Here is a 22,700-nt window from a genome sequence, read left to right as displayed (position 1 = left end):
CTTTATGACATGAGAGCATGAATATGTGCTTTAGCGGCAGCGGCAATGGCTTTTATGTCGTAACCGCCTTCAAGTACTGAAATAATCCTGCCTTCAGCATGGACATCGGCAATTTTATTGACAATGTGCGTGAGTTCTACGATATCCTCTACTGTTGCATTGAACCCGCCTAAAGGGTCTTCCTCAAGAAGGTCGAATCCAGCGGAGATGATGATAAGATCTGGTTTGAACTTATCTAAGGCGGGTCTGATTTCTGTTCTAAAAGCTCGTAAGACTTCTTCTCTCGACCTCTTCCCCGCATTAATTGGGCAGTTGAGCGTTGTTCCGATTCCTCGTCCAATTCCTGTCTCCTCCCGACTTCCCGTTCCAGGATAGTGGGGAAATTGGTGTGTACTGGAATAGTGGACAGTAGGATCATCATAGAAAATGGCTTGAGTGCCATTTCCGTGATGCACATCCCAGTCGATGATTGCAACCTTTTCGATTTCTTTATATGTTTGCGCGTAGCGCGCGCCTACTGCTGCATTATTGAATAGGCAAAAACCCATCCCTTGATCACTTTCAGCATGGTGTCCGGGAGGACGGACAAGACAAAAAACACGTTTCACATCTTCTCTGATCACCGCATCTACCCCTGCGATCACAGCTCCTGCAGCTTTGACTGCAGCTAAAAGTGATAGAGGGCTTATCTGAGTATCTCCAGTACTTAGCTGGTAGCGTCCGTCATGCACTCTTGATTGCATGCATTTCGCGACATCTTTAATCAGCGTTTGAATATACCCTTTAGTGTGGCAGCGTAAAAGATCAGCTTCTCTTGCTTCTCTTGCATCGATTGCTAGCAGCGGCAGATCCCTGACAGCTTCCGCAATGGAAGCTATACGAGCAGGACTCTCAGGGTGTCCTGCTCCTGTAAGATGTTGCATATAAATAGGATCTGTGACAAGTCCAACGTTAAACACTCTAATACCGAAGTCAATTCAAAAGTAATTGACTCCGGTATACATTAGCGAATGCGGGAGATCAAGTCGTTTCTATTCACCACGCTTTTTGGACCAAACCAAATACTCCACAGCGTTTTCGCAAAATCCCTATTACTAATGATTCCTACCTGGTTTCCGTTAATCACCACTTCAATCGTGCCATCAGGCAGCCAGCTTAACTGGTGCGTATCTCCTTCACTGACACCCCTGCTGAAAAAACTCATGTATTTGTCGATGTCAACTTGTAGGTCTCTTCGTTGTTCACGATTGGCAACTTTATCAAAAGACTCTTTATATCCATCCTGCACTTTTTTGCCGCTAACAGAGCGCACCCATTTCAGAAAAAGCTGTTTCGGTTTGTCAGAATTTAAGATAGCATCAAACGCGGCATTGCCTTCTCCTTTTTGAGGATCCTCCATGTAATGAGCGACACTGTAAACTTTAACGAAAAATTTCTTTCGAGTAGAGATCCCTGTGGCCTCTAAACGGTGGTTCTTTTCATTGAATTTGACGGTTTCGGTATCCGGAAAAGATTCTCCGGTTGACTTATCTGTAATTGCTGCGTTTGCAGAATTTATCAGGATAAAAGCACCTATCAGCGTCGTAAATCCATAAGTTGCTAATCTACAGTAATTCATGATGTTCTCCCTGTGAATATTTACTCATCTGTATTGTATAGTACTTTTTTAAAAAGAGATAAAATCTATTTTTTTTTGGTTTTGATGAGAAAAAGGGTTGTGAAAATATATGAGGATTTCACATAATGGTGCCATCTTCAACAGAGCGAAAGAGTTAAAAGTTGAAGATAACGAAGGCAGAGACCTTCGATGGTTGTTTTGACAGAGTAGATGAAGTAATATAGGCCAAAAAAAAGCTTGTGAAGCTTGAAGCGTTTAACGTTTTAAGTTTCGTCCTTTTATCAAATTTAATTATCGAGTTTTCGAAGAGTTATTTTTTCTTTGAGAATTTGATCCTGGTTCAGATTGAATGCTGACGGCGTGGATGAGGCATGCAAGTCGAACGAAGTGTGCTCTTGAGTGCACTTAGTGGCGGAAGGGTTAGTAATACATGGGTAATCTACCTTTAACTCTGGGATAACGGTTGGAAACGACCGCTAATACCGGATATGGTGCTAGAGAGGATCTTTTTAGCATTAAAGTGGGGGATTGGGCGACCGACCTTACGGTTAAAGAGGGGCCCATGGGATATCAGCTAGTTGGTGAGGTAAAGGCTCACCAAGGCTAAGACGTCTAGGCGAGTTGAGAGATTGACCGCCAACACTGGGACTGAGACACTGCCCAGACTCCTACGGGAGGCTGCAGTCGAGAATCTTTCGCAATGGGCGAAAGCCTGACGAAGCGACGCCGTGTGAATGAAGAAGGCCCTTGGGTCGTAAAGTTCTTTCGCATGGGAACAAGAGAAGGATGCTAATATCATCTGGATTTGAGCGTACCTTGTAAAGAAGCACCGGCTAACTCCGTGCCAGCAGCTGCGGTAATACGGAGGGTGCGAGCATTAATCGGATTTATTGGGCGTAAAGGGGGCGTAGGCTGGAATATAAGTCAGCCGTGAAATCCCGGGGCTCAACCCCGGAACTGCGTTTGAAACTATATTTCTAGAGGCAAGGCGGAGAAAACGGAATTCCACATGTAGCGGTGAAATGCGTAGATATGTGGAAGAACACCAGTGGCGAAGGCGGTTTTCTAGCTTTGACCTGACGCTGATGCCCGAAAGCTAGGGGAGCGAACAGGATTAGATACCCTGGTAGTCCTAGCCGTAAACGATGCATACTTGGTGTAGCCGGACTCAACCCTGGCTGTGCCGTAGCTAACGCGTTAAGTATGCCGCCTGGGGAGTACGCCCGCAAGGGTAAAACTCAAAAGAATTGACGGGGACCCGCACAAGCAGTGGAGCATGTGGTTTAATTCGATGCAACGCGAAGAACCTTACCTGGGCTTGACATATATATGACGGCTCTAGAGATAGAGTATTCCTTCGGGACATATATACAGGTGCTGCATGGCTGTCGTCAGCTCGTGCCGTGAGGTGTTGGGTTAAGTCCCGCAACGAGCGCAACCCTTATCGTTAGTTGCCAGCATTTAGGATGGGAACTCTAACGAGACTGCCTGGGTTAACCAGGAGGAAGGTGAGGATGACGTCAAGTCCGCATGGCCCTTATGTCCAGGGCTACACACGTGCTACAATGGCAGGTACAGAAGGCAGCGAAACCGCGAGGTCAAGCAAATCCTACAAAGCCTGTCCCAGTTCGGATTGGAGTCTGCAACTCGGCTCCATGAAGTTGGAATTGCTAGTAATGGCGTGTCAGCAATAACGCCGTGAATACGTTCCCGGGTCTTGTACACACCGCCCGTCACATCATGGGAGTTGGTTTCACCCGAAGTCGCTGACTTAACCGCAAGGGAAGAGGTGCCGAAGGTGAGGCTGATGACTGGGATGAAGTCGTAACAAGGTAGCCGTACCGGAAGGTGCGGCTGGATCACCTCCTTTAAAGACATTCGCGAAGAGAGATCTTCGCAAGAGGTTGAGACAAGCGGTCTATATTGCTTCTTTTACTTTGTCAAAATGGACAATGCGGCAGATGAAAACGGGGGTATAGCTCAGCTGGTAGAGCATCTGATTTGCATTCAGAAGGTCAGGAGTTCGATTCTCCTTGCCTCCAGATGCGGTTATAGCTCAGCTGGTTAGAGCGCCACACTGATAATGTGGAGGTCCCTAGTTCAAGTCTAGGTAACCGCAATGCGTTTTTATAGTGTAAGAACGTTTTGTTATCTTGAAAGTTTGAATGATAAGTATCAAGTAAAGTAGTAATCAGTAATCACTGAACTAAATCGACGCTTGAGGAAACAAATCCTTAAGAAAAACGGTTAAATTTTATGTTAAGTTACTAAGAGCTGCTGGTGGATGCCTTGGCATCAACAGGCGATGAAGGACGCGCGTACCTGCGATAATCCTCGGTGAGCTGGAAAGAAGCGAAGACCCGGGGGATTCCGAATGGGGCAACCCAATGGGATTAACACCCCATTATCTTTACCTGAATAAATAGGGTATAGAGGCGAGACCTGCCGAACTGAGACATCTAAGTAGGTAGAGGAAAAGAAATCAAAGAGATTCCCTGAGTAGCGGCGAGCGAAATGGGAAGAGCCCAAACCAAAGACGTAGTTTTTGGGGTTGTAGGACCAGTCAAAGGATTGGAGATTGTTAGTCGAACACATCTGGAAAGTTGGATGACACAGGGTGATAGTCCCGTAGACGAAAGCAAGATCCGACAGGGTTGGCACCTGAGTAGGGCCGGACACGTGAAACCCGGTCTGAATCTGGGGAGACCACTCTCCAAGGCTAAATACTCGTTGATGACCGATAGTGAACCAGTACCGTGAGGGAAAGGCGAAAAGAACCCCTGTGAGGGGAGTGAAATAGAACCTGAAACCAGCAGCTTACAAGCGGTCGGAGGCCTATGAGCACTAAGTGCTAATGGCTGACGGCGTGCCTTTTGCATGATGAGCCAGCGAGTTAATTTATGTGGCGAGGTTAAGGGACGAACGTTCTGAAGCCGAAGCGAAAGCGAGTGTGAATAGCGCGAGTTTTAGTCACATGAATTAGACACGAAACCAAGTGATCTATCCATGGTCAGGTTGAAGCAAGGGTAACACCTTGTGGAGGACCGAACCAGTATACGTTGCAAAGTGTTTGGATGAACTGTGGATAGGGGTGAAAGGCCAATCAAACTTGGAGATATCTTGTTCTCTCCGAAATAACTTTAGGGTTAGCCTTGAGACTTAAGATGTGCGGGGGTAGAGCACTGGATCCAATAGGGGGCCTACCGGCCTACCGACGGGAACCAAACTCCGAATACCGCATATTGTCTCGGGAGATAGACTGCGGGGGATAAGCTTCGTAGTCGAGAGGGGAACAGCCCAGACCGTCATCTAAGGCCCCAAATTCTGTGTTAAGTGAGTAAGGAAGTGAAGTTTCTTAGACAGTTGGTATGTTGGCTTAGAGGCAGCCACCATTTAAAGAGTGCGTAACAGCTCACCAATCGAGAGGCTTTGCGCCGATAATAGACGGGACTAAAACACAGAGCCGAAGGTACGGATTCATACTGAGAAGTATGAGTGGTAGGAGAGCGTAGTTAGTGCGCCGAAGGTGTACCGTAAGGAGCGCTGGAGCGCTAACTAGTGAGAATGCATGGCATGAGTAACGATAAAGGGGGTGAAAATCCCCCTCGCCGAAAATCCAAGGTTTCCAGGGTAAAGCTCGTCTTCCCTGGGTTAGTCGGTCCCTAAGCTGAGGCTGAGAGGCGTAGGCGATGGCAAGCAGGTTAAATATTCCTGCACCACCTAAGACTATAGTAATGGGCTGACGAAGTGATAGAAGCATGCGGACAATTGGAAAAGTCCGTGGCACTGTGAGAGAGGCTGGCAGGCAAATCCACCAGCGTAATTTCAGGCGGTGACCAAGGGGAATCTTAGGAGGAACCGAAGATGTGGATAAAGCTTCCAAGAAATAAGCTCTAACTGTTGATGGTGACCGTACCAAAACCGACACAGGTGGATGGGATGAGTATTCTAAGGCGCGCGAGATAACCCTCGTTAAGGAACTCGGCAAATTATCCTTGTAACTTCGGGAGAAGAGGAGCCGGGGGATGTGACGAAACTAGCTTTTAGAGCATGACCCGGTCGCAGAGAAGAGGCCCAGGCGACTGTTTAGCAAAAACACAGCACTATGCAAACCCGTTAAGGGGAAGTATATGGTGTGACGCCTGCCCAATGCCAAAAGGTCAAACGGAGATGTTAGCTTTTGCGAAGCATTGAAGTTAAGCCCTGGTGAATGGCGGCCGTAACTATAACGGTCCTAAGGTAGCGAAATTCCTTGTCGGGTAAGTTCCGACCTGCACGAATGGTGTAACGATCTGGGCGCTGTCTCAACGAGGGACTCGGTGAAATTGTAGTAGCAGTGAAGATGCTGTTTACCCGCAACAAGACGGAAAGACCCCGTGAACCTTTACTGTACTCTGATATTGGCTTCTGACTTAACGTGTGTAGGATAGCCGGGAGACTTTGAAAGTTGCTCGTCAGGGCAGCTGGAGTCGTCCTTGAAATACCGGTCTCGTTAGGCCGGGAGTCTAACGTGATCCCATGAATCTGGGAGACGGACATTGTCAGACGGGCAGTTTTACTGGGGCGGTATCCTCCTAAAAGGTAACGGAGGAGTCCAAAGCTAACCTCATCGCGGTTGGCAATCGCGAGTGGAGCGTAAAGGTATAAGGTTGGTTAACTGTGAGACCTACAAGTCGAACAGAAACGAAAGTTGGGCTTAGTGATCCGGCGGTGGAAAGTGGAATCGCCGTCGCTCAACGGATAAAAGGTACTCCGGGGATAACAGGCTTATCGCCACCAAGAGTTCATATCGACGTGGCGGTTTGGCACCTCGATGTCGGCTCATCGCATCCTGGGGCTGGAGAAGGTCCCAAGGGTTTGGCTGTTCGCCAATTAAAGCGGTACGCGAGCTGGGTTCAAAACGTCGTGAGACAGTTTGGTCCCTATCTGTTGTGGGCGTAGGATACTTGAGAGGAGCTGTTCCTAGTACGAGAGGACCGGAATGGACGAACCGATGGTGTTCCTGTTGTTCTGCCAAGGGCATAGCAGGGTAGCTAAGTTCGGAAAGGATAAGCGTTGAAAGCATCTAAACGCCAAGCCTCCCTCAAGATAAGGTATCCCAATGAGACGCCATGTAGACGACGTGGTTGATAGGCTGGGTGTGTAAGTGCAGTAATGTATTTAGCTAACCAGTACTAATTAGTCCATTGACTTAACTTTTGTTTTTTTTTGGAAGAGTGACTCAAGCATCGATTTATTTTAGTGATTAAGCACTTGATACGGATTATTTATTGGTGGTTATAGAGAAGGGGGTACACCTGAACCCATTCCGAACTCAGTAGTTAAGCCCTTCATCGCCGATGGTACTGCACACAAGAGTGTGGGAGAGTAGGTCGCTGCCAATTTTTCTTTCGCCCTTCAGAAGAGATTCTGAGGGGCTTTTTTTTTGCTTATATTTGAAATGAGAAGAATGAATAAAAAATCCCGAGAGCGATTTCTCGCCTTCTCGGGATTTTTTGAACCGGAGGAGGGGAAACTTAAATGTCTTTTTCTCTATCTTTTAACCAGTTGACAAAGTCTTCATTATCCATTATTGAAGGATTATTTCCTTTCCAGTCATGGTCGCTGCGGCGGTTGCCGATCAATAGTTTTGCCAATTCCACATCCTCTTTCTTAAGATAGTGGATAGGTTCAAGACCTTTGCCATCTGTCGTATGAACATTAAGACCGCCTTCAATCAAAGCTTTCAAGACCTCAAAGCCCTTTGAGGAGCATAATTCACTTAAAGCGATACTGCCGTCTTCTTTCTCTACAAGTAATGGGCTTAAAATATGAGTTAGTTGCTCGTTAAATTGATCTCTAAATTTCTCCATCAAGTATGTTGCAGCCTCTGGGTCTTTGTAAAATGATAAAGATCTGACAAAAGGACATTTAGCTCCCGCTTCTACTAACGCTTTTATAGCTTGTAAAGGAAGTGTATATTCCAGAGGCAGCATTCTTTCAAGATTTTTCTGATTGACAAATATCGCTTTAGCATCAGCATCCTCGATTTTTTCAAGAACGAGATCAATCAGTTCGGGAGAATCCTTCAAAGGACTCTCTGAAAAATAGTGGAGGATTGTATTTCCGCCCGAATCAATCGCCTCTGTGACTTTAACCCCCTTTTCAATCATGATCTTGAAAACTTCCAGATTATGTTTGGCCTGAATCAATGGACTGACTCCTTCTTCATTCTTTCTCTCCATAATATCTTTTCCATAATGATCGATTAAGCAGGCTGCCACTTCCGGCACCTTAACAACTTGCAGAGGAGAATTCCATTCGTGGAGCACAGGATAACTTGCTCCAGCATTGAGCAACATCTTAACAATATCGACGTTAGCTTGATCACTTTGGATTAACGTATTCAAAATGGAATACTCGTTACAAATTAAATCGATAAACTTTTCCTTTACGTCTGCATTTTCAATTTTGGAGAGGATCCATTCCAGCAATTGAGGATCACTACTGAAAGGTTCTTCAGTAAATCTGAAAAGGATCGTGTTCCCCTCTTTATCCTCGACAGTTACATCTGCTCCTTCCTCAATCAACACCCTCACGACTGCGGGAGGAACGGTAAAAATCGGAGCCGACATATCGTCATTAGATAAGTTAAGAATGTCCATTTCTCCTTTAAATCGATCGATAAAATATTTTGCAATTTTAGGATCTTGACATGTGTGAAGCGGAAACAGTTCTGAACTGTTTGGAAGAAATTGGGCTCCTTTTTTAACCAGTTCCTCAATAATGGAAAGGTTCTTCTGCAAATGCAATGCAGTATTTCCTTCACCGTCTTTTTTATTCAGCAAATTTTCCCGTTCCTCCCCTTCAGGAACCCTTCAAGAATCGCGTGAAGCATCTTGACGCTTTTGACATTTGCAAGGTGGATATCGCCAACCGAATCTTTATATTTAAGCATTAAAGCAGTCACTGCAGAAGTATTGTCATACGCCAAAGCAGCATCCAATAATGCTATAGCCCGTGTATCATACTCTTCAGGAAACTGTTGAATTTTGCCTCCCTGTTGGATTGCCTTTAATGCCGCTTCAAACTGCACCCGCTCTGATGAAGGAGCTTCGTCTTGAATCATTTCACCAAAAACTTTATTTGTCCTTGCCTGCAACTCAGAGTAGTCACGCTCTTCGATATGTTTAACTTTGCGGTGAGCCCAATAAATGTAAAATCCTGTCGCAATCCCTAACGTAAAAGGGATGCTTAGTGCAACCAATACAACACCTAAAATACGTCTAAATATTGTCGGTTCGTTGCGGGCGCCAATTTCATGATTCTCCTCCTTGGGATGAAGAATGTGATGGGAATCTAATAAAGTTGAAACAGTTGATCTCATTTCAAAATACCTCTGATTATTTTTTTAATTTAAGATGAGAGCTTAACAAAAAATTATAAATCTTTATTAAAGACTGGATAAATATACGTAAAACACAGGGAAAGTTTGACCCCCTAAAACTGCAGGCTATCCAGTGAGATTATTTTTTTGTGTAAATTTCTTTTAAAATTTCAGATTTAACTTGCAGCTTGGAGAGGTAAAGATAAATTTCATCCCGACATAAAATCTTTGTTGCAATGGGCGTTTTTCCCTGTTTGGCCCCCATCGCTCTTAATTCACCATTCAATTCATCAATTTGCCGTTTGTCCCAAAGGCCCTTCACCTTCGCCGTTACCTCGTTCAACTCCTCCACATCTTCCGGAGCTTCAGTTTTATACCATTCGATATGCGCTTGATAAAATTCAAGGGCATCGCTTGCCATCGGATGTTTTTCGACATATGTCGCCATGAGTGAATTGAGCCCTTTGCTGACATGTTCCATAAATTCCCTAATTTCGGAATTGTCTTCAATGTGTAGATCATGCCAACTGGCAACTGTTTTAATGGCAGACTTAATCAGCGCCAAGTCTTCATGGCTATCTCCAGTGTATGTACGTGCAATTCCTCTTAAATTGAATATATAGGTATAATCCGAAGAATGACTGACTGTGATGCTGTGATCGCCTATATGGATTTTTGTATCGGATTGCTGGAATCTCATTAATGCAACGATTGCCAGCAAGGCAACCGGATCTAACCGCTCTTTTATTGTATCTCGTGTGGTTTTGGGACCATGCAACAGCGTGGACGTCACTTCTGTAACGACCTTGCTGCCCGTTGTAGAGGCTATTGCTGAAATTAACCCTAGTGCCATGGTTGACAATATAGCAGATAGAATCTGAAAATTAATAGCTCAATTTTCGATCATGCTGTATAATTTCAACCTTGTAAGGAGTATTCATGGTTGATTTGCCAACAAATGAACAACATGTCGTGATCCTTCTGGGACCTCCAGGGTCCGGAAAAGGCACACAAGCAAAACGAGTGACACAAGAGCTTAACATCCCGCATATTTCCACAGGAGATATCCTAAGGGAAAATATCAAATCGGAAACAGAGTTGGGTAGGCGTGCAAAAGAATTCATGAATGCAGGCCGCTTAGTTCCAGATGCACTTGTTCTGGATATGTTGTTTGAAAGAGTGCTCAGAAAAGACTGCAAACCCGGATATTTGCTTGACGGCTTTCCCAGAACGATTCCTCAGGCAGAATCACTTGATCAATTTCTCGAAAGCAAGGTTCATCTCGTCGCCATTAACTTGGCCGTTTCCGATGAGATCATTGTAAAGCGGATATCAGGCAGACTTTCATGTACTGTTTGCGGGCATGTGCGTAATCGGTTTCTTTCTCCTCCCAAATTAGAAGGCATTTGTGATTTATGCGGCGGTGAGCTGATCCAAAGGCCGGATGATCGATCGGAAGTAGTCAAGGAAAGGTTGTTGGTTTATGCCAAACAGACAGCGCCCCTGATCGACTACTATGAGCGAAAAGGAATTTTACATACCATTGACGGCGAACAAGAAGCATTTGTTATTTCAGACTTGATCCTCAATCTGATTGCACGATAGTCGGCATTTTTTCCTGAATGAATTCTTGTAAGGATTTTTTAGAAAAAATTAAATTGTTCTTAAGATCGCTTACAGTAGACAGTCCAAGCATGGAAAGGTTGTTTTGTGCTTTGGAAAATAGCCCTTCGCGATAGTTAACTCTTTCAACTTCTGTGCGGGTTTCTAGGTCAAAATCTAACGATTTTTTATCTTTAATGTGAGGAAGAAGCCCGATTTCCCAGTAATCTCTTAAGTACCAGACAGAAAGTTTGACAAGCCCTTCCACTGCAGGTTCTGAGTCACGGACAGCTTCTGTATCATTTGGATCTAGGCTGTTTCCATAGACTTCGAACAGCTTCTCTTCAATGAGCTGGTAAAGCCCGGTAGAGAGTTGTTGATCATTTTTAGGAGACCCTAATCCGTAGAGGACAAATTTTTGACATGATCCCTTAATTTTGTTCAATGACTCAATCAAATCGAGACGCTTGGTATTCCAGGCAATTGCCAACGCTTTGTTACTCTTTTTGAAGAGAAAATCAAAAAAATCATGGTACAGTTCAATCTCTCTAATCACCTCATTCACATCGTGCAGGCCAATCTCTTCAATTTGAAATCGATCAACTTTTTCATAAAGTTGGTCGATTCCTTCCTCTCCTTTTTCAATGTTGCTTTCCAATTCATGAGTTAATGTGGTCAAATGATGTTGGATCGGTTCCGTGACCCCTTCGTCTTTGAACACCTGAAGCTGTTGGTCTGAGAGTTTTTCGACAATTTTAGAAAATGTGGAGTGCTCTATGCCAACAAGCAAAGGAGAAAGTTTCCAATGGTGTTTGTCTTCCACATGTAAGCAATTGCCGATTAATACCATAAATTGAGCAATTGTCAGAGAAGATCCTGCTGTTTCAAGTTGCCCTCGGCTGTTTAATCCGATAATGGCAGACCGGATTTTCTGTTCCCATTGATCGCAGCTGTTTTCTTTGATTGAATCAATAAGAGCAGATATCTGAGAGTTGTCCATTTTGCTGATATTTTGCTCAATTTGGCTGGGAGTTGCCGTTAGTCCATATTGAACAATGTCTTCAATCTTGCAAGATGAAAAATCTTGGGTTTTCATGTTTGTCCTTATCTAGATCAAAATTACTTCAAAAATCGAAATTTTAGCAAGAACCTATCCTGATATAGAGGTTAATCGGTATAATTGATCAAAATGATATAATACTATTAAGGTTTAAAAAGTTGGATTTTTATGTCTTTAGGTAATTTTGAAGTTGTTGGGATTTTTGGTGGTTTATATATAAAAGATAATAAAAATGAAAAAATATATAAAGTTCAATCTTCCGAACCAAAAATTCAAGTTCAAAATGCAGATCAGCTATTGCGTGGAGCTTTACAGATTATCGAACGGTTAGAAGAAGAGACAGTGAATCTATCAGAGGTATCGATTGGAAGCAAGGGGGTTCGAATAGGTAAGCGGTTTGTCAGCAAGGCAGACATTGAGAACTTCGATTAGTCGCTTGAGCAAATTAACAGCGCTTATAGTCCGACTGTTGCAGTGATCGATCGCGCTTCCAGGGAAAATGTAGAGACTCCGACGCTTCCTCGATCTTCTAGCTTAGAACAACATGAAATACGCCCTAATCCAACAGCTGAAACTCCTCCCAAGGCACGCAGCGCTTTAGAAAACCTTGGGCAATTTTTTAAGGCGTTGAGATGGCCAACGCTTTTAGTGAAGATCGCCGAAATTTTCGAAAAAATTTTTGCCCATCAGAGGTATGTCAAACGTCATCGGAAAAGGGCTCAAAGTTACATGCTTCCTACGGAAGAAAAAATTAAAAGCGTAAGAGAATTCAAAATTAATCGCGGCGGCCAATATGCTTGTGTTCCTGACTCTGCAATATTGGAAAGGAATCAAGAAGATTACCGCCATTTGGATAAGAAGATTGGAGGACATCTTGCCTTAGATAAAGGATCTGCCCTGGAAGTGGAAGAATTTATCAGCGGCAAGCATCATGTGACTGCATACGATGTTAGGACAGGAGTTCCAGAGCCTGGCAGCGTCATCCCCACAACGACCAGGTTCGCTGATAAACCTGAAGCGGGAAATCATCTCATCAATTGCTACATGACGCAAAGAGATGGCGTTGGGATTATACGTACAGGAGTGATTGATACGCCAGAAAAAGCTGCAGAATTTAAAGCTGCGGCAGAAGAGCTGAACCAGCAGATGGGCAGAAAAGGTAAACCGTTAAGGATTGTATCCCAACAGCTTAACTCGCCGGAAAAGGAAGGAAAGATGATTCGCAGTCAGCATCAATATCTGCTGCGCCAAGGAAGCGAGGATTTTCAGATTGCTCATCTAAACTCTCCTTCCAACCGCTTCTATCATTATGCAAAAGCTCACGGAAGCAAGCCGATTGTTTCAGCTATTCTGACCGGAGAGAAGAAGTCGCATCAGCAAAATGTTGAGGGAATGGCGCAGTATCTTGGATGGATACTTGAAGATGTTGATTCGCAAATTGCTGATAAATTCAAATAAAAAGGAGCAGAAGCTTTACTTAAGAAGCAAAAAGAAATGAATCAAAAATACAAAGAGATCGTTGAATTAGAGAAAAAACTTTCTACAGAAAATAATCAAGGCAAGAGAAAACATTTAAAAAAGGAAATGCACAAAAAAAAGAAGGAAGTGAACGCTCTTCGTCAAAAAATGATTTTTGGAGATCCTCCTCCTATGGGAGGAATGCGAGAGATTCACAAATGGATGAAAGATGTTCTTGAGCCTGAGTTTTTGAGCACATATCCTAATTTAAAAACGCGCGAGACGTTAGTCATTTTTAGGAAATTGTTGGGCAGCCAGCTTGAGATTGAAGGAGCTGCTCTTGAACGCAATCAAGAGCATTTAATGTTTTTCGCTCTTAACAAGCAACTAGGTGTAATTAGTGCGATGAATTGTAAATCAGGGCTAGATCGTACAGGATTTTTATTTGCTCTTTTTCTCGGTGCTCAGGATCTTCCTGAAGACAAGAAAATGAAGATTGCGCTGAACTGGGAATCTTATACTCTTGAGCTGAATCAGCTTTATCGTAACAATGGCTATGATCCGGCAAAAGTGATGGCTGTGCTTGATGAACCGCATCGAGATCACGCGGATGAACTGAAACATGTTTTTCAAATGCAGCAAAATGTCTTGCAACATTTGTTGACAGTCAGTCTCCCGATCACTGGAATTAGCACAGGGATGATTGGGTTAAAATACGGAAAAGGGATGAAGGAAAACTTGCTGCCTCTCTATTGCATTCCTCCGGTGGTTAAAAATGAATCGGGAGAAATTATTCAACTTTTGAGATACAAAAGATCTGGTAGGCCTAAAGGGCTGACAACGGAGGGACATCGATTGATTACGCAGCTATCCTTGCATAGAGGAGCTTGATTCCATGTTGAATCAGGAGAGAAAGTTGCAGTTTTTAGAAGTTGAGCTCACGCCATATACGTTTGGCAGAGAATCATTGACACCGATCCCTAACCGTCTTGAACCCTATTCTTCAGAGGGCAGCGCATTGCAGAATTGCCTGGCAGGCTTCCTTCATGGGTTCCCATTGATTCGCTCAGGAACTGTCAATAGCGATAGCAAGGTAAAACAGCTCCTTTCTTTAGCGAAAATGCTTCATAAAAAGCAGCAAAACTCTCTTCCTCTTAGAGTTGTTTTCGATCAATCGCAGTCAGTTGAATTTGAATGGGACATGATTCATGAAGAGCATCAGTCGATTGTTCACCGATCGGAGCATACTCAAGATTCGATCCATCATTTGTGTTCGGCAGCAGATCCTTTAGTTTCTGAAAATCCCCCCTCTTTCAAAGTGAAAAGCACCCTCGATATTCTTGATCAAATGCCAAAAATTCTCAACGTGGAAGCATGGGCAGATTTTTGCCTCTGGTTTGGCCTTCGTCTTCAAGAAATTCTTAAGGAATTTCCTTACGATGCAGTTGATGCCTATACGCTAGAAAAACACTTGCAAGATTTTTTACATGAAACGCATTCTCCTTTTTTAAAACGGGTGCGGCAGCATTTGTTGATGCTGCAGCTTTTAATGGGTTATCCGGAAGAGCCTGCTCAGGCCAGCTTTAATCAAGAGAAGGAAGTGATTAAAGCGCGTTATGAAATGCAAAAGCTGATTAGAGACCACTATAAGGTTCTGGTCAAGATTGTTCATGTCGTTGAGATGATTGGACACGAATATCCTGAGCTTGAGCCGGTTTTACGTGCAGGGATCTATTTAAGAGAGCTTATTGGCCCTGAAGTCAATGACGAAAATCAAGCCCCTGTCAGCTGGGGAAGGGGGCAGCTGTTGAAACAGCTTTTTTGTGCTGAGTTCAATGCGATTCCGGTGATCTCTTCTCGCAAAGGGCTTGGAAGGACACATTTTGCTTTTGCAATCCGTGCTGCAGCCATGACGATGCGTGAGCGTTTGCGTTGGCCTGAGTTGAAGCATTTTGTTCTTAATTGGAATGAAATGACTGTGCTTGTCAACCGTTTAGCTGCCAAACAGGGAAAAAATGGGATAGAAGATCCCTCTTTGAACTTAAGTGCGCGGCATGTGATTGAATTTAGAGTGCTTGTATTCAATTATTTAAGAAATTTTTGTCTTCCGATTTCGTCGTGGAACCGCAAAGGTGATTTTCTTCAATTAACGGGCAATGAGTTTATTGATCCCGGTTTTTTAAATTTTTTACCCGCTTTTCGAGAGGATCGTCCATTAATTACCTATGATTATGCCAGCGGCTTTCCTTCTGGTTTAACCGAAGAAGGATTAAAATTTTATGCCGAGATCAACTGATAAAAATGTTGCAAAATCGAATTAAAATTGATAAAAGTAAGAGATTATAATCATTTTTTTTAGTAATATTGTTGATTTTTAATTTTAAGTGTTTAATTTTTAATAAGATAAGAGGTAATTATGCTGGCGATCAATCCTGTAGGCTCCAAACATCGTGTGCCTTTTAATGAGCAAACAAATCAGGCTTATACCCATGGACTAGAGCAGATTTACGCTCTGGAAACGATCGATCCTTCCAAGATAAAAAAAATCGAGCTGCCTAAATCAGTTGAAAAAGAAATGATCCCTGTCGGCTTCTCGCATCGGGAAGATTTGTGGAATGGGCAGTATCAGCTTGATTTAGGGGACGAATACCGTGGATGGATGCCGCCAATTTTTTTAAAGGAACCGGTTCAGATGCTGGGACTTTCGCAAAGAGCGGAGATGGTCTGTCTGGACAGAGGAGCTGAGCGTCTTATGGATCTCATCAGCTTGGACTTTAATGATTGGATTGGGGAAAAGGGAGTCGGTCAGGGGCATATTGATGAAATTCAGCAGAAGCTTCGGCAATATATTGACGGGAGATCCCTTGAGCGCTCTTTTTATATTGAATGGAAGGCATTGCTCAGAAGCTTGACTGTAGGAATGGAAAGAAAAAAAGTGCATCTCTTATTGCAGTCTTTCGACTTGGAATGGATTCTGCCGTTGACGCCGGTTGAAAGAATGGAAACGCTTAATTTGCAGGATCAAACCAAGAAAATTTGGCAGAATGAGGCTTTGTGTGCACTGCAATGTTTTGAGAAAACCTCTTATGTTAAGGAAATGCTGCGTCAGATTTCCTCTGTTTTCTTATCTCCTTGGATCAGAGCAAGAGGCGGGGTGGCCAGGCTCTGCGAAGCTGCCGAAAGAACGGAGCGGGTCTCACAAGAGCGTGAAATTGTCCCTCGAGTCATGCGGTTTTTGCAAAATATTTACGGATTTAAAAAGCATCCGTTAGTGGAATTTTTGGATGAAGTAGAAGAGGAACTTTATTGTCCTGATCGATACACTGCTGAGGCTTACTTCGCCATTTGCCAAAGGGCACAAAGTTATTTTTATCATGAAGGGGTTATTTATTTATTCAAAGAATTAACCTCTTTGTTAGCTAGAGAGTTTGGGGCGGCGTGGGAAGGATTTCCCGAGCTTCTTGTGGAAGCGTCGCTTAAAAAAAGCTGCTGTTTCCAAGTAAGGAAAGGAGAATCAGGTCAGCTTGTGATTTATAGGGCTTCCTGTCTGAGTATGCAAGCATCGCACATCCCGCATGCTTTGCCGGCAGAGGGGCTGTAGCAGCTGAAAGTCGTATCCAAGGGCGCGCCTAATTTGCGCCCTTCTTGCACGATCCTGTTTTTATCCCAATTGATTAAAGGAGTCACAATACGTGGAGGATTTCCCTCTGCTCCTTGCTTGGTCGCAGACGCAAGCACTTGCTGAAACGCAGAGTAAAACTCGGGGCGGCAATCGGGGTAACAATTCCTGTCGAGGAGGTTGGGTCCACAATGAATCTCTTCAGCATTCATGATCTCAGCCTGTCCTGCAGCGTAAGCAAGGAAAAGTGTGTTGCGGGCAGGGACATAGGTCGAAGGGATTCCTCCCTTGGAGATCTCGTCCAGGGTGCGGTTTTTCGGGACGTTAAGCGCATTGACGAGAGCTGTATTCTCAAAACAGGCAGGGGAAATGTTGATGATGATTTGAGGCACTTTGTAGTAGTGTGCGATATGGGCGGCATGCTCAAGCTCCACTTTGTGGCGCTGCCCATAATCAAAGCTAAGGGCTGTGCACTCTCTTCCTAAAGATTGCGCCATTGCAAGAACAACAGTGGAGTCGATGCCACCGCTCAATAAGACAATTGCTTTCATGAATTATACACCCTTTGTTTCAGGAGACCATACCCATTTATGCACCTGCAAATTGATGCGGACAGGAAGCGTGTCTTGCAGCGTCCATTGAATGAGTTCTTGGGGATTAAGAACGTTGTGCACGGGAGAAAACAGGGGGGGCTTTGATCTGCTAAATAGATCACGGTTTTTACAGATCTTGACAGACCACTCATAATCTTCACGATTCATGATGACAAACTTAACTTCGTCCTGCTCCCTCAATCTTTCAAGATTTTCCCAAGTATTCTTTTGGCTCATTCCGCTGCCGGGGCATTTGATATCTAGTATGGTGATCACTCGGGGATCGACCTTTTCAGTGCTTAGCGAGCCGCCAGTTTCCAGACTGACAATATAGTCTAGGTTGCACAAGGTTTCCATCAAAAGATAGACTTGGCTTTGAAGCAAAGGCTCCCCGCCAGTAATGCATACGTGGGAAGCGCCGTTGGAACGCACTGTTTCAATAATGGATTGCAAAGAGGAAGACTCTCCCTTTCCAAATGAGTAGGGAGTATCGCACCAAGTGCATCTTAAATTGCAGGAGGCTAGTCGGATGAATGTCGTCGGCAATCCAGTGAGACTTGTTTCCCCTTGAATGCTTAAGAAGATTTCTATTAATCTGAGTGTTTGATTATTAGTTCTTTCGATCATCATAGCTATAGAGTTTACCACGACTTCCAGTCCCTTATCAACTGAATTTTGATTTCATGATCGGTATGGGGCTGGCAAAAAATCTATCGAAAGCTTATATCTCTTATCTATAATGATTTTTGGGGGATGCATGGAAAAACCGATGAAAAGAGTTGCTGTCACCGGAGGCGCCGGACAAATTTGTTACTCGCTTCTTTTCCGAATCGCTAATGGCGATATGCTGGGAAAAGATCAGCCGTTGGCCCTCAATATCTTGGAGATTCCGGAAGCTGAGCGAGTGCTTGAGGGAGTGAGGATGGAGTTGAACGATTGTGCATTTCCCTTATTGAGGGAGGTCAATATCGGCAGCGACAACCGGGAGCTTTTTGCCGGTGTGCATTACGCTTTGCTTGTCGGCGCTAAACCTCGTGGACCGGGAATGGAACGTTCAGACCTTTTAATGGAAAATGGAGTGAACTTTGTCGAACAAGGGCGCGCACTAAACGAGGTTGCCGATGAGAATGTAAAAGTGCTTGTTGTCGGAAATCCCTGCAACACAAATGCTTTGATTTGCATGAACAATGCTCCACGCATTCCGAGAAAGAATTTCCATGCGCTGACCCGTTTGGATCAAAACCGCGCCGCTTATCAGTTGGCGCGCAAGGCAGGCGTAAGTATTACAGATGTTTCGAATGTGACAATTTGGGGAAACCACTCTTCAACTCAAGTTCCCGATTTCTTTAATGCGAAGATAGAAGGTAAAAGAGCGGGAGAGGTGATCGATGAAGAGTCGTGGTTCAACGACGTGTTTATTCCTATTGTGCAGAGTCGAGGAGCGCAAGTGATTAGCGCGCGCGGAAAATCGTCTGCGGCTTCGGCGGCAAACGCGGTCGTTGATGCGATTCGTTCTCTTTTGATTCCAACCCCTGAAGGAGAGTGGTTTTCTTCCGGCGTGTGCACAGATGGCAACCCTTACGGGATCGAAGATAATTTGATTTTTTCCTTTCCATGCCGTTCCAAAGGAGATGGAGACTATGAAATCGTTTCTGGAGTCCACTGGAATGATGATCTGAAAAAAAGGATCAAAGAAACTGAACAAGAGCTGCTGGATGAAAGGCGGGCAGTTAATCAATTAGCAGCAAAAGTGGAGTGAGCAATGTCTGGAGTGACATCTGAAGTGTTATTTGAAATTACGAAAGACCAGTTGGAAACAGGAATGCGCGGTTACCCGGTCGGCTATTGCACGACATCGTCGGTCGATCCGGAGAAAGGGTTGTTCTACGTGGGGCGTCCGGTTTCAGAGTTGTCAAAGAATACGCCGGAGGAAGTGATTTACCTTCTGTACCATGGTAAAGAAGGCAGCCAGCAGGAATTATCCGCTTTCAAAGAGGAGCTCTGCAAGCGATCCATAATTTCAGATCAGTTAATTGAAAGCATCCGCGCGCTTCCAAGGCAAGCGCATCCGATGCAGCTGCTTGTTTGCGCACTTTCGCTGACGACCTCTTTTGAGGGGGCTGGCGATTGGAAAGAAGACGGGTTGAATCTCGTCGCAAAAATTCCAGTCATTGTTGCGCATCTGATCAATCATCATGCAGGGTGGGGAGAGTGCAATCCTTCCAAGCCGGAAATGGGCTACATGGAAAATTTTACTCAGATGCTTAATGTTCCCAATGCGGATCTCAAGCAATTGACTGAAGTGATGCGCTTGTTTAATGTTCTTCACTACGATCACGGCGGCGGGAACCTTTCAGCGTTCATCGGTAAAGGGATCGCCTCTGGCCTGCAGGATATGTATGGCTCTCTTGCAGGGGCGATGAGCGCTTTGGCAGGACCCAGGCATGGAAAAGCGAATCAGGACTGCCTGGAATTTGTAAAAGATGTTTTAGGAAATTTAGGAGAGAATGCAACCGCAGGGCAAGTAGAGCAGCTGATACGCGATCGGCTGGCAAACAATCAATTAATCTATGGTTTCGGCCATGCCGTTCTTCGCGTTGAAGATCCGCGTGCAAGCGTCTTTTATGAGGTGGCAAAAAAACTGTTTCCAGATCATCCGCTTGTCAAGATCGCAAAACTTTTGCGTACAGAGGGAACCAAAGTGCTCAAAGAGAATCCGAAAATTTCCAATCCATACCCCAATGTAGATGCGATTTCCGGGACGGTTCTGACGGCAGCAGGCTTTCCTTATCCAGAGTACTACACTGTTCTTTTTGGGCTTTCTCGAGTGGTAGGGATTAGCAGACAGCTGATTTATGAAAGAGTCGAGGCTAGAGGGGGCAAGGGAACGCCTATTATTCGACCGAAATTTATTTATGCTGGCCAATAATGACATTTGAACAGATCCAATCGATTTTTAACAGAGCACTTTTTAACACGTTTCATAAGGCTAAGCTGATTTTATGCTATTTTGTGCTTGCCATGTGCGGAGTGCTTGTTGTCTTTTTTAAAGGGGTCAGCATGCAGGCGGGGCAATGGCTCGCTCAGAGTTTGACGTTTCTTCCTATTTTTCTTTGCGCCGGAGTTCTTTTTTCTCTTGGCATTCTTCTGATCCGCATTTACCACGACGAGGTTAAAGGGAAGCGGATCAGTTACCGCAAGACGCTTTGGAGGTCCTGGGAAGTGGTGGTTGGATCTTCTTATGTTTCCATTCCGATCATTTTATGCTATTTGCTTGTTTGGATGTTTCTGGGAATTTTTGCCTTATTAAGCGAGATCCCATCCGTCGGGCCGTTTTTTCACGCAGTTTTGGCGTTTGCACCCTTTTTACTTAATCTAAGCTGCCTTGTTTTAATTTTATTTCATTTGGCCTTGTTGTTTTACGTTGCACCTATTCTTGCTTTGAAGGGATTTAACCGCCTGCACATCTCAAAAACGTTGATGGAACGCTTTCGGCAAGATGTTTTTGCGAACGGGTTGATGCTTTTGATCGCAATGCTGCCATTGCTTCTGTTATTGACCATTCTTTCCCTTGCCGCTTGGATGACAGGCTCTTTGTGCGTTGGGTGCTCTTCTGTCACAGAGACAGTTTTGCTTTGGTTTTTTATTATGATTCCTTTTACCGCGATTTTAGCGCCCGCTGTTGTCTTCTTTTTCAATTTTTCGGCTGAATCGCACGTACTGATTATGAAAAGAGTAAGGGATTCACATCCGCATAAGAGTTAGGTGCTCCATTCCGGACTCTTTCAGTAATGCATGAATGCTTTCATACAAAGGGTCGAGCTGGCCAACTTCTTCAAGAAAATGAAATAAGCTGCCTTTTTCAGTGAAAAATCCGAAAATATGATCCCAAAATTCATCATAATTTTTCTGATCTAAAGCAGTTTTAGCTCTGCCGCATCGCTGGATCGGATGTGTGACATTGACGCCATAAAGCTCATCAAGTTTTTTGAGGCAAAAGATTAGATTGGCAATGCAGCTGCGCAAGTAGTCGGCATTAGCTTCCAGCATCAGTTCCACTCCGTGATTTCCGATCTTTTTTCCTCCTGTGTAGATAGCAGTCAACATAAAGAGCAGGCTCATAAATGTGCGGATAAATTTCATTAGAGCGTTCATCGCTTCTTTCTTGGCTTTCGATTTATCGCCTCCCATTTGCTCGAAAGGTGCAAAAAACGCGAGGAATGAAAAGGGGACAAGATCAATAATTCCCAGATCGCGAGAAGCTCTCATCTGTTCTTGGCCAATGTGAAGAGCTTCATTGAGCTCCATCGCTTTTCCGTCTCCTTTGTCAATGACCATGCGGCCTAAGATTGCACCGGTAAGGATCAATTCACCAAGTACGCGGGATAAATATTGAGATCCTGCGTCGGCAATTTCCTGGTTATCCGGTATCACGCCGATCGCTTGGGTGATGCTGATTAGGAATGTTGAGAGATCTTTTGTCAATTGCTGCGTGTTTGGGCCCAATACTCCTTGCGAAACAGTTGTTGAAAACAAGCCTTGTGTCCTCATCATTAGCTGGATGACCTGTGCCCTCTGTTCGATCGGGAACGCCTGCACAGTGGTAAACAGACGGCTCATTTGCACAAGCGTTTGGACTGTAGGGTGTGTGACATTAACTGTCTCTTGTTGAATAAGAGTAAGGGCCTGTTTTAGCGCTTTGGCTGGTATCTGAGGTTCCGATAGCCACTTTTCCGGAAGTGCTTGCTCTTCGACAAGTTGTTTGACAAGAAGCTGATGCTCTGCAGTATTGATGGTCTTGCCAGATAAAACGATCAGTTCTTTTATCATCGGTTCAAAGCGGTTAACTTCTATCGTTTTGAGCTGATTGGCGAGATTTTGTAAGAGACTTTTGCTCTCTATTGACAATGTGGAAGAATCGCTATGCTTTTGTAGAATCGCTTCCATTTCATTGACCATTGAAGCCAGTGTTTCCGATAAATTCTGAGGGGTGTCGACATCGCTTTTGCCATTTCCTTGAATCAGCGTCATGCTTAGAGGGATCATCTTAGCCAGCATATCCAAGAACTGTTTTGAATTGACAGCTCCGCTTTTGGATGAGGAAAGCAGGCTTTCCAGCAGCTGTCGAGTTTCCTCAGATAGCAGTTTAAACAGATCTAATCGATTAGATGAAGGATCAGCTTCCGGCAGCAAAGGTTTTTTAGCCTCAGCGACCTTGGAAATTTTTGATGCAGGGGAGTTTTCCAAGACATCTAACTCAGCAGAGGCTTCTGCTGAACAATTTGCTGTTTCAGCTTTCCGCAGACTCTGTTGAGCTTCTATTTTTTTGCTGTTTTCATTTTTTTGGCTTCCTGAGGAGCTTAAGTTGATATCCATCTTTTATT

The 22,700-nt window shown here is 44.3% G+C and carries 18 protein-coding genes, 2 tRNA genes and 3 rRNA genes; 14 read left to right on the top strand and 9 right to left on the bottom strand.

Going from position 1 to position 22,700, the window contains the following annotated elements:
• Positions 1-2: 2 nt before the first annotated feature.
• Together WCW_RS06090 and WCW_RS06085 are read right to left on the bottom strand one after the other, a co-directional pair.
• On the bottom strand, positions 3-923 hold the full coding sequence (locus WCW_RS06090; RefSeq protein WP_049767157.1) for a histone deacetylase family protein: 921 nt from the start codon (positions 921-923) through the stop codon (positions 3-5).
• A gap of 80 nt (positions 924-1,003) precedes the next feature.
• Positions 1,004-1,618: a chalcone isomerase family protein gene (locus WCW_RS06085; RefSeq protein ID WP_013182323.1), complete on the bottom strand. Its 615-nt coding sequence runs from the start codon at positions 1,616-1,618 to the stop codon at positions 1,004-1,006.
• A gap of 317 nt (positions 1,619-1,935) precedes the next feature.
• On the opposite strand from WCW_RS06085, the gene WCW_RS06080 reads away from it, so the two are divergent.
• From WCW_RS06080 to rrf, 5 genes are all read left to right on the top strand, one after another.
• A 16S ribosomal RNA gene (locus WCW_RS06080) occupies positions 1,936-3,488 on the top strand.
• A gap of 99 nt (positions 3,489-3,587) precedes the next feature.
• Positions 3,588-3,660, top strand: a tRNA-Ala gene (locus tag WCW_RS06075).
• Positions 3,661-3,663: 3 nt separating this feature from the next.
• A tRNA-Ile gene (locus WCW_RS06070) sits at positions 3,664-3,737 on the top strand.
• 138 nt (positions 3,738-3,875) lie between these two features.
• Positions 3,876-6,817 (top strand): 23S ribosomal RNA (locus tag WCW_RS06065).
• Between the two features lie 70 nt (positions 6,818-6,887).
• Positions 6,888-7,002 (top strand): 5S ribosomal RNA (gene rrf / locus WCW_RS06060).
• The 16S, 23S and 5S rRNA genes sit together here with 2 tRNA genes alongside, the layout of an rRNA operon.
• 132 nt (positions 7,003-7,134) lie before the next feature.
• Here rrf and WCW_RS06055 read toward each other — a convergent pair.
• The 3 genes from WCW_RS06055 to WCW_RS06045 all read right to left on the bottom strand — a co-directional run bounded on the left by WCW_RS06055 (position 7,135) and on the right by WCW_RS06045 (position 9,837).
• The gene (locus tag WCW_RS06055; RefSeq protein ID WP_013182322.1) at positions 7,135-8,445 is read right to left on the bottom strand and encodes an ankyrin repeat domain-containing protein; all 1,311 of its coding nucleotides are present in this window, start codon (positions 8,443-8,445) and stop codon (positions 7,135-7,137) included.
• Positions 8,439-8,984, bottom strand: a complete 546-nt coding sequence (locus tag WCW_RS06050) for a hypothetical protein (protein WP_013182321.1) — start codon at positions 8,982-8,984, stop codon at positions 8,439-8,441. The genes WCW_RS06055 and WCW_RS06050 overlap by 7 nt, the downstream gene beginning before the upstream one ends.
• Positions 8,985-9,123: 139 nt before the next feature.
• Positions 9,124-9,837 carry a hypothetical protein gene (locus tag WCW_RS06045; protein ID WP_013182320.1) on the bottom strand — a complete coding sequence of 238 codons (714 nt, stop codon included), beginning with the start codon at positions 9,835-9,837 and terminating at the stop codon, positions 9,124-9,126.
• Positions 9,838-9,923: 86 nt separating this feature from the next.
• Here WCW_RS06045 and WCW_RS06040 point away from each other — a divergent pair, with 86 nt between their 5' ends.
• Positions 9,924-10,589 (top strand): adenylate kinase, encoded by a 666-nt coding sequence (locus tag WCW_RS06040; protein WP_013182319.1) that lies wholly within the window; start codon positions 9,924-9,926, stop codon positions 10,587-10,589.
• On the opposite strand, the gene WCW_RS06035 is transcribed toward WCW_RS06040, so the two are convergent.
• Positions 10,570-11,682: a hypothetical protein gene (locus WCW_RS06035; RefSeq protein ID WP_013182318.1), complete on the bottom strand. Its 1,113-nt coding sequence runs from the start codon at positions 11,680-11,682 to the stop codon at positions 10,570-10,572. The two genes, WCW_RS06040 and WCW_RS06035, sit on opposite strands and share 20 nt — an antisense overlap.
• 132 nt (positions 11,683-11,814) lie before the next feature.
• On the opposite strand from WCW_RS06035, the gene WCW_RS06030 reads away from it, so the two are divergent.
• The 5 genes from WCW_RS06030 to WCW_RS06010 all read left to right on the top strand — a co-directional run bounded on the left by WCW_RS06030 (position 11,815) and on the right by WCW_RS06010 (position 16,705).
• A complete protein-coding gene (locus WCW_RS06030; protein WP_013182317.1) occupies positions 11,815-12,078 on the top strand; it encodes a hypothetical protein in 264 nt (87 codons plus the stop codon).
• A gap of 42 nt (positions 12,079-12,120) precedes the next feature.
• Positions 12,121-13,104 carry a hypothetical protein gene (locus WCW_RS06025; RefSeq protein WP_013182316.1) on the top strand — a complete coding sequence of 328 codons (984 nt, stop codon included), beginning with the start codon at positions 12,121-12,123 and terminating at the stop codon, positions 13,102-13,104.
• 36 nt (positions 13,105-13,140) lie between these two features.
• Positions 13,141-13,995, top strand: coding sequence for a protein-tyrosine phosphatase family protein (locus tag WCW_RS06020; protein WP_013182315.1), 855 nt, complete (start codon positions 13,141-13,143; stop codon positions 13,993-13,995).
• Positions 13,996-13,999: 4 nt separating this feature from the next.
• The gene (locus tag WCW_RS06015) at positions 14,000-15,400 is read left to right on the top strand and encodes a hypothetical protein (protein ID WP_013182314.1); all 1,401 of its coding nucleotides are present in this window, start codon (positions 14,000-14,002) and stop codon (positions 15,398-15,400) included.
• 120 nt (positions 15,401-15,520) lie between these two features.
• The gene (locus WCW_RS06010; protein WP_013182313.1) at positions 15,521-16,705 is read left to right on the top strand and encodes a hypothetical protein; all 1,185 of its coding nucleotides are present in this window, start codon (positions 15,521-15,523) and stop codon (positions 16,703-16,705) included.
• Here the strand turns inward: WCW_RS06010 and queC are convergent.
• A complete protein-coding gene (gene queC, locus WCW_RS06005) occupies positions 16,636-17,274 on the bottom strand; it encodes a 7-cyano-7-deazaguanine synthase QueC (protein ID WP_013182312.1) in 639 nt (212 codons plus the stop codon). The two genes, WCW_RS06010 and queC, sit on opposite strands and share 70 nt — an antisense overlap.
• 3 nt (positions 17,275-17,277) lie before the next feature.
• Complete coding sequence (locus WCW_RS06000) at positions 17,278-17,964, bottom strand: radical SAM protein (RefSeq protein WP_013182311.1); 687 nt, start codon at positions 17,962-17,964, stop codon at positions 17,278-17,280.
• A gap of 109 nt (positions 17,965-18,073) precedes the next feature.
• Between WCW_RS06000 and WCW_RS05995 the strand changes: the two genes are divergently transcribed.
• The 3 genes from WCW_RS05995 to WCW_RS05985 are packed head-to-tail and all read left to right on the top strand — an operon-like array spanning position 18,074 to position 21,081.
• Positions 18,074-19,075: a malate dehydrogenase gene (locus WCW_RS05995; protein WP_013182310.1), complete on the top strand. Its 1,002-nt coding sequence runs from the start codon at positions 18,074-18,076 to the stop codon at positions 19,073-19,075.
• Between the two features lie 3 nt (positions 19,076-19,078).
• Complete coding sequence (locus WCW_RS05990) at positions 19,079-20,245, top strand: citrate (Si)-synthase (RefSeq protein ID WP_013182309.1); 1,167 nt, start codon at positions 19,079-19,081, stop codon at positions 20,243-20,245.
• A complete protein-coding gene (locus WCW_RS05985) occupies positions 20,245-21,081 on the top strand; it encodes a hypothetical protein (protein ID WP_013182308.1) in 837 nt (278 codons plus the stop codon). Before WCW_RS05990 ends, WCW_RS05985 begins: the two co-directional genes overlap by 1 nt.
• Here WCW_RS05985 and WCW_RS05980 read toward each other — a convergent pair.
• Entirely contained in the window at positions 21,061-22,692 is a 1,632-nt protein-coding gene (locus WCW_RS05980; RefSeq protein ID WP_013182307.1) for a hypothetical protein, read from the bottom strand. The genes WCW_RS05985 and WCW_RS05980 overlap by 21 nt on opposite strands.
• Positions 22,693-22,700: the final 8 nt, after the last annotated feature.

It is taken from the genome of Waddlia chondrophila WSU 86-1044 (assembly GCF_000092785.1).
In the GTDB taxonomy this organism is placed as follows: domain Bacteria; phylum Chlamydiota; class Chlamydiia; order Chlamydiales; family Waddliaceae; genus Waddlia; species Waddlia chondrophila.
This window is presented reverse-complemented; position numbering and strand designations above follow the sequence as displayed.

What these genes read in the sequence shown, in the direction of transcription:
- WCW_RS05985 (WP_013182308.1), top strand. Translation starts at nt 20,245, where the DNA reads ATGACATTTGAACAGATCCAATCGATTTTTAACAGAGCACTTTTTAAC.
- WCW_RS06040 (WP_013182319.1), top strand. Translation starts at nt 9,924, where the DNA reads ATGGTTGATTTGCCAACAAATGAACAACATGTCGTGATCCTTCTGGGA.
- WCW_RS06045 (WP_013182320.1), bottom strand. Translation starts at nt 9,837, where the DNA reads ATGGCACTAGGGTTAATTTCAGCAATAGCCTCTACAACGGGCAGCAAG.
- WCW_RS06050 (WP_013182321.1), bottom strand. Translation starts at nt 8,984, where the DNA reads ATGAGATCAACTGTTTCAACTTTATTAGATTCCCATCACATTCTTCAT.
- WCW_RS06030 (WP_013182317.1), top strand. Translation starts at nt 11,815, where the DNA reads ATGTCTTTAGGTAATTTTGAAGTTGTTGGGATTTTTGGTGGTTTATAT.
- queC (WP_013182312.1), bottom strand. Translation starts at nt 17,274, where the DNA reads ATGAAAGCAATTGTCTTATTGAGCGGTGGCATCGACTCCACTGTTGTT.
- WCW_RS06035 (WP_013182318.1), bottom strand. Translation starts at nt 11,682, where the DNA reads ATGAAAACCCAAGATTTTTCATCTTGCAAGATTGAAGACATTGTTCAA.
- WCW_RS05990 (WP_013182309.1), top strand. Translation starts at nt 19,079, where the DNA reads ATGTCTGGAGTGACATCTGAAGTGTTATTTGAAATTACGAAAGACCAG.
- WCW_RS06090 (WP_049767157.1), bottom strand. Translation starts at nt 923, where the DNA reads ATGCAACATCTTACAGGAGCAGGACACCCTGAGAGTCCTGCTCGTATA.
- WCW_RS06020 (WP_013182315.1), top strand. Translation starts at nt 13,141, where the DNA reads ATGAATCAAAAATACAAAGAGATCGTTGAATTAGAGAAAAAACTTTCT.
- WCW_RS05995 (WP_013182310.1), top strand. Translation starts at nt 18,074, where the DNA reads ATGGAAAAACCGATGAAAAGAGTTGCTGTCACCGGAGGCGCCGGACAA.
- WCW_RS06010 (WP_013182313.1), top strand. Translation starts at nt 15,521, where the DNA reads ATGCTGGCGATCAATCCTGTAGGCTCCAAACATCGTGTGCCTTTTAAT.
- WCW_RS06015 (WP_013182314.1), top strand. Translation starts at nt 14,000, where the DNA reads ATGTTGAATCAGGAGAGAAAGTTGCAGTTTTTAGAAGTTGAGCTCACG.
- WCW_RS06085 (WP_013182323.1), bottom strand. Translation starts at nt 1,618, where the DNA reads ATGAATTACTGTAGATTAGCAACTTATGGATTTACGACGCTGATAGGT.
- WCW_RS05980 (WP_013182307.1), bottom strand. Translation starts at nt 22,692, where the DNA reads ATGGATATCAACTTAAGCTCCTCAGGAAGCCAAAAAAATGAAAACAGC.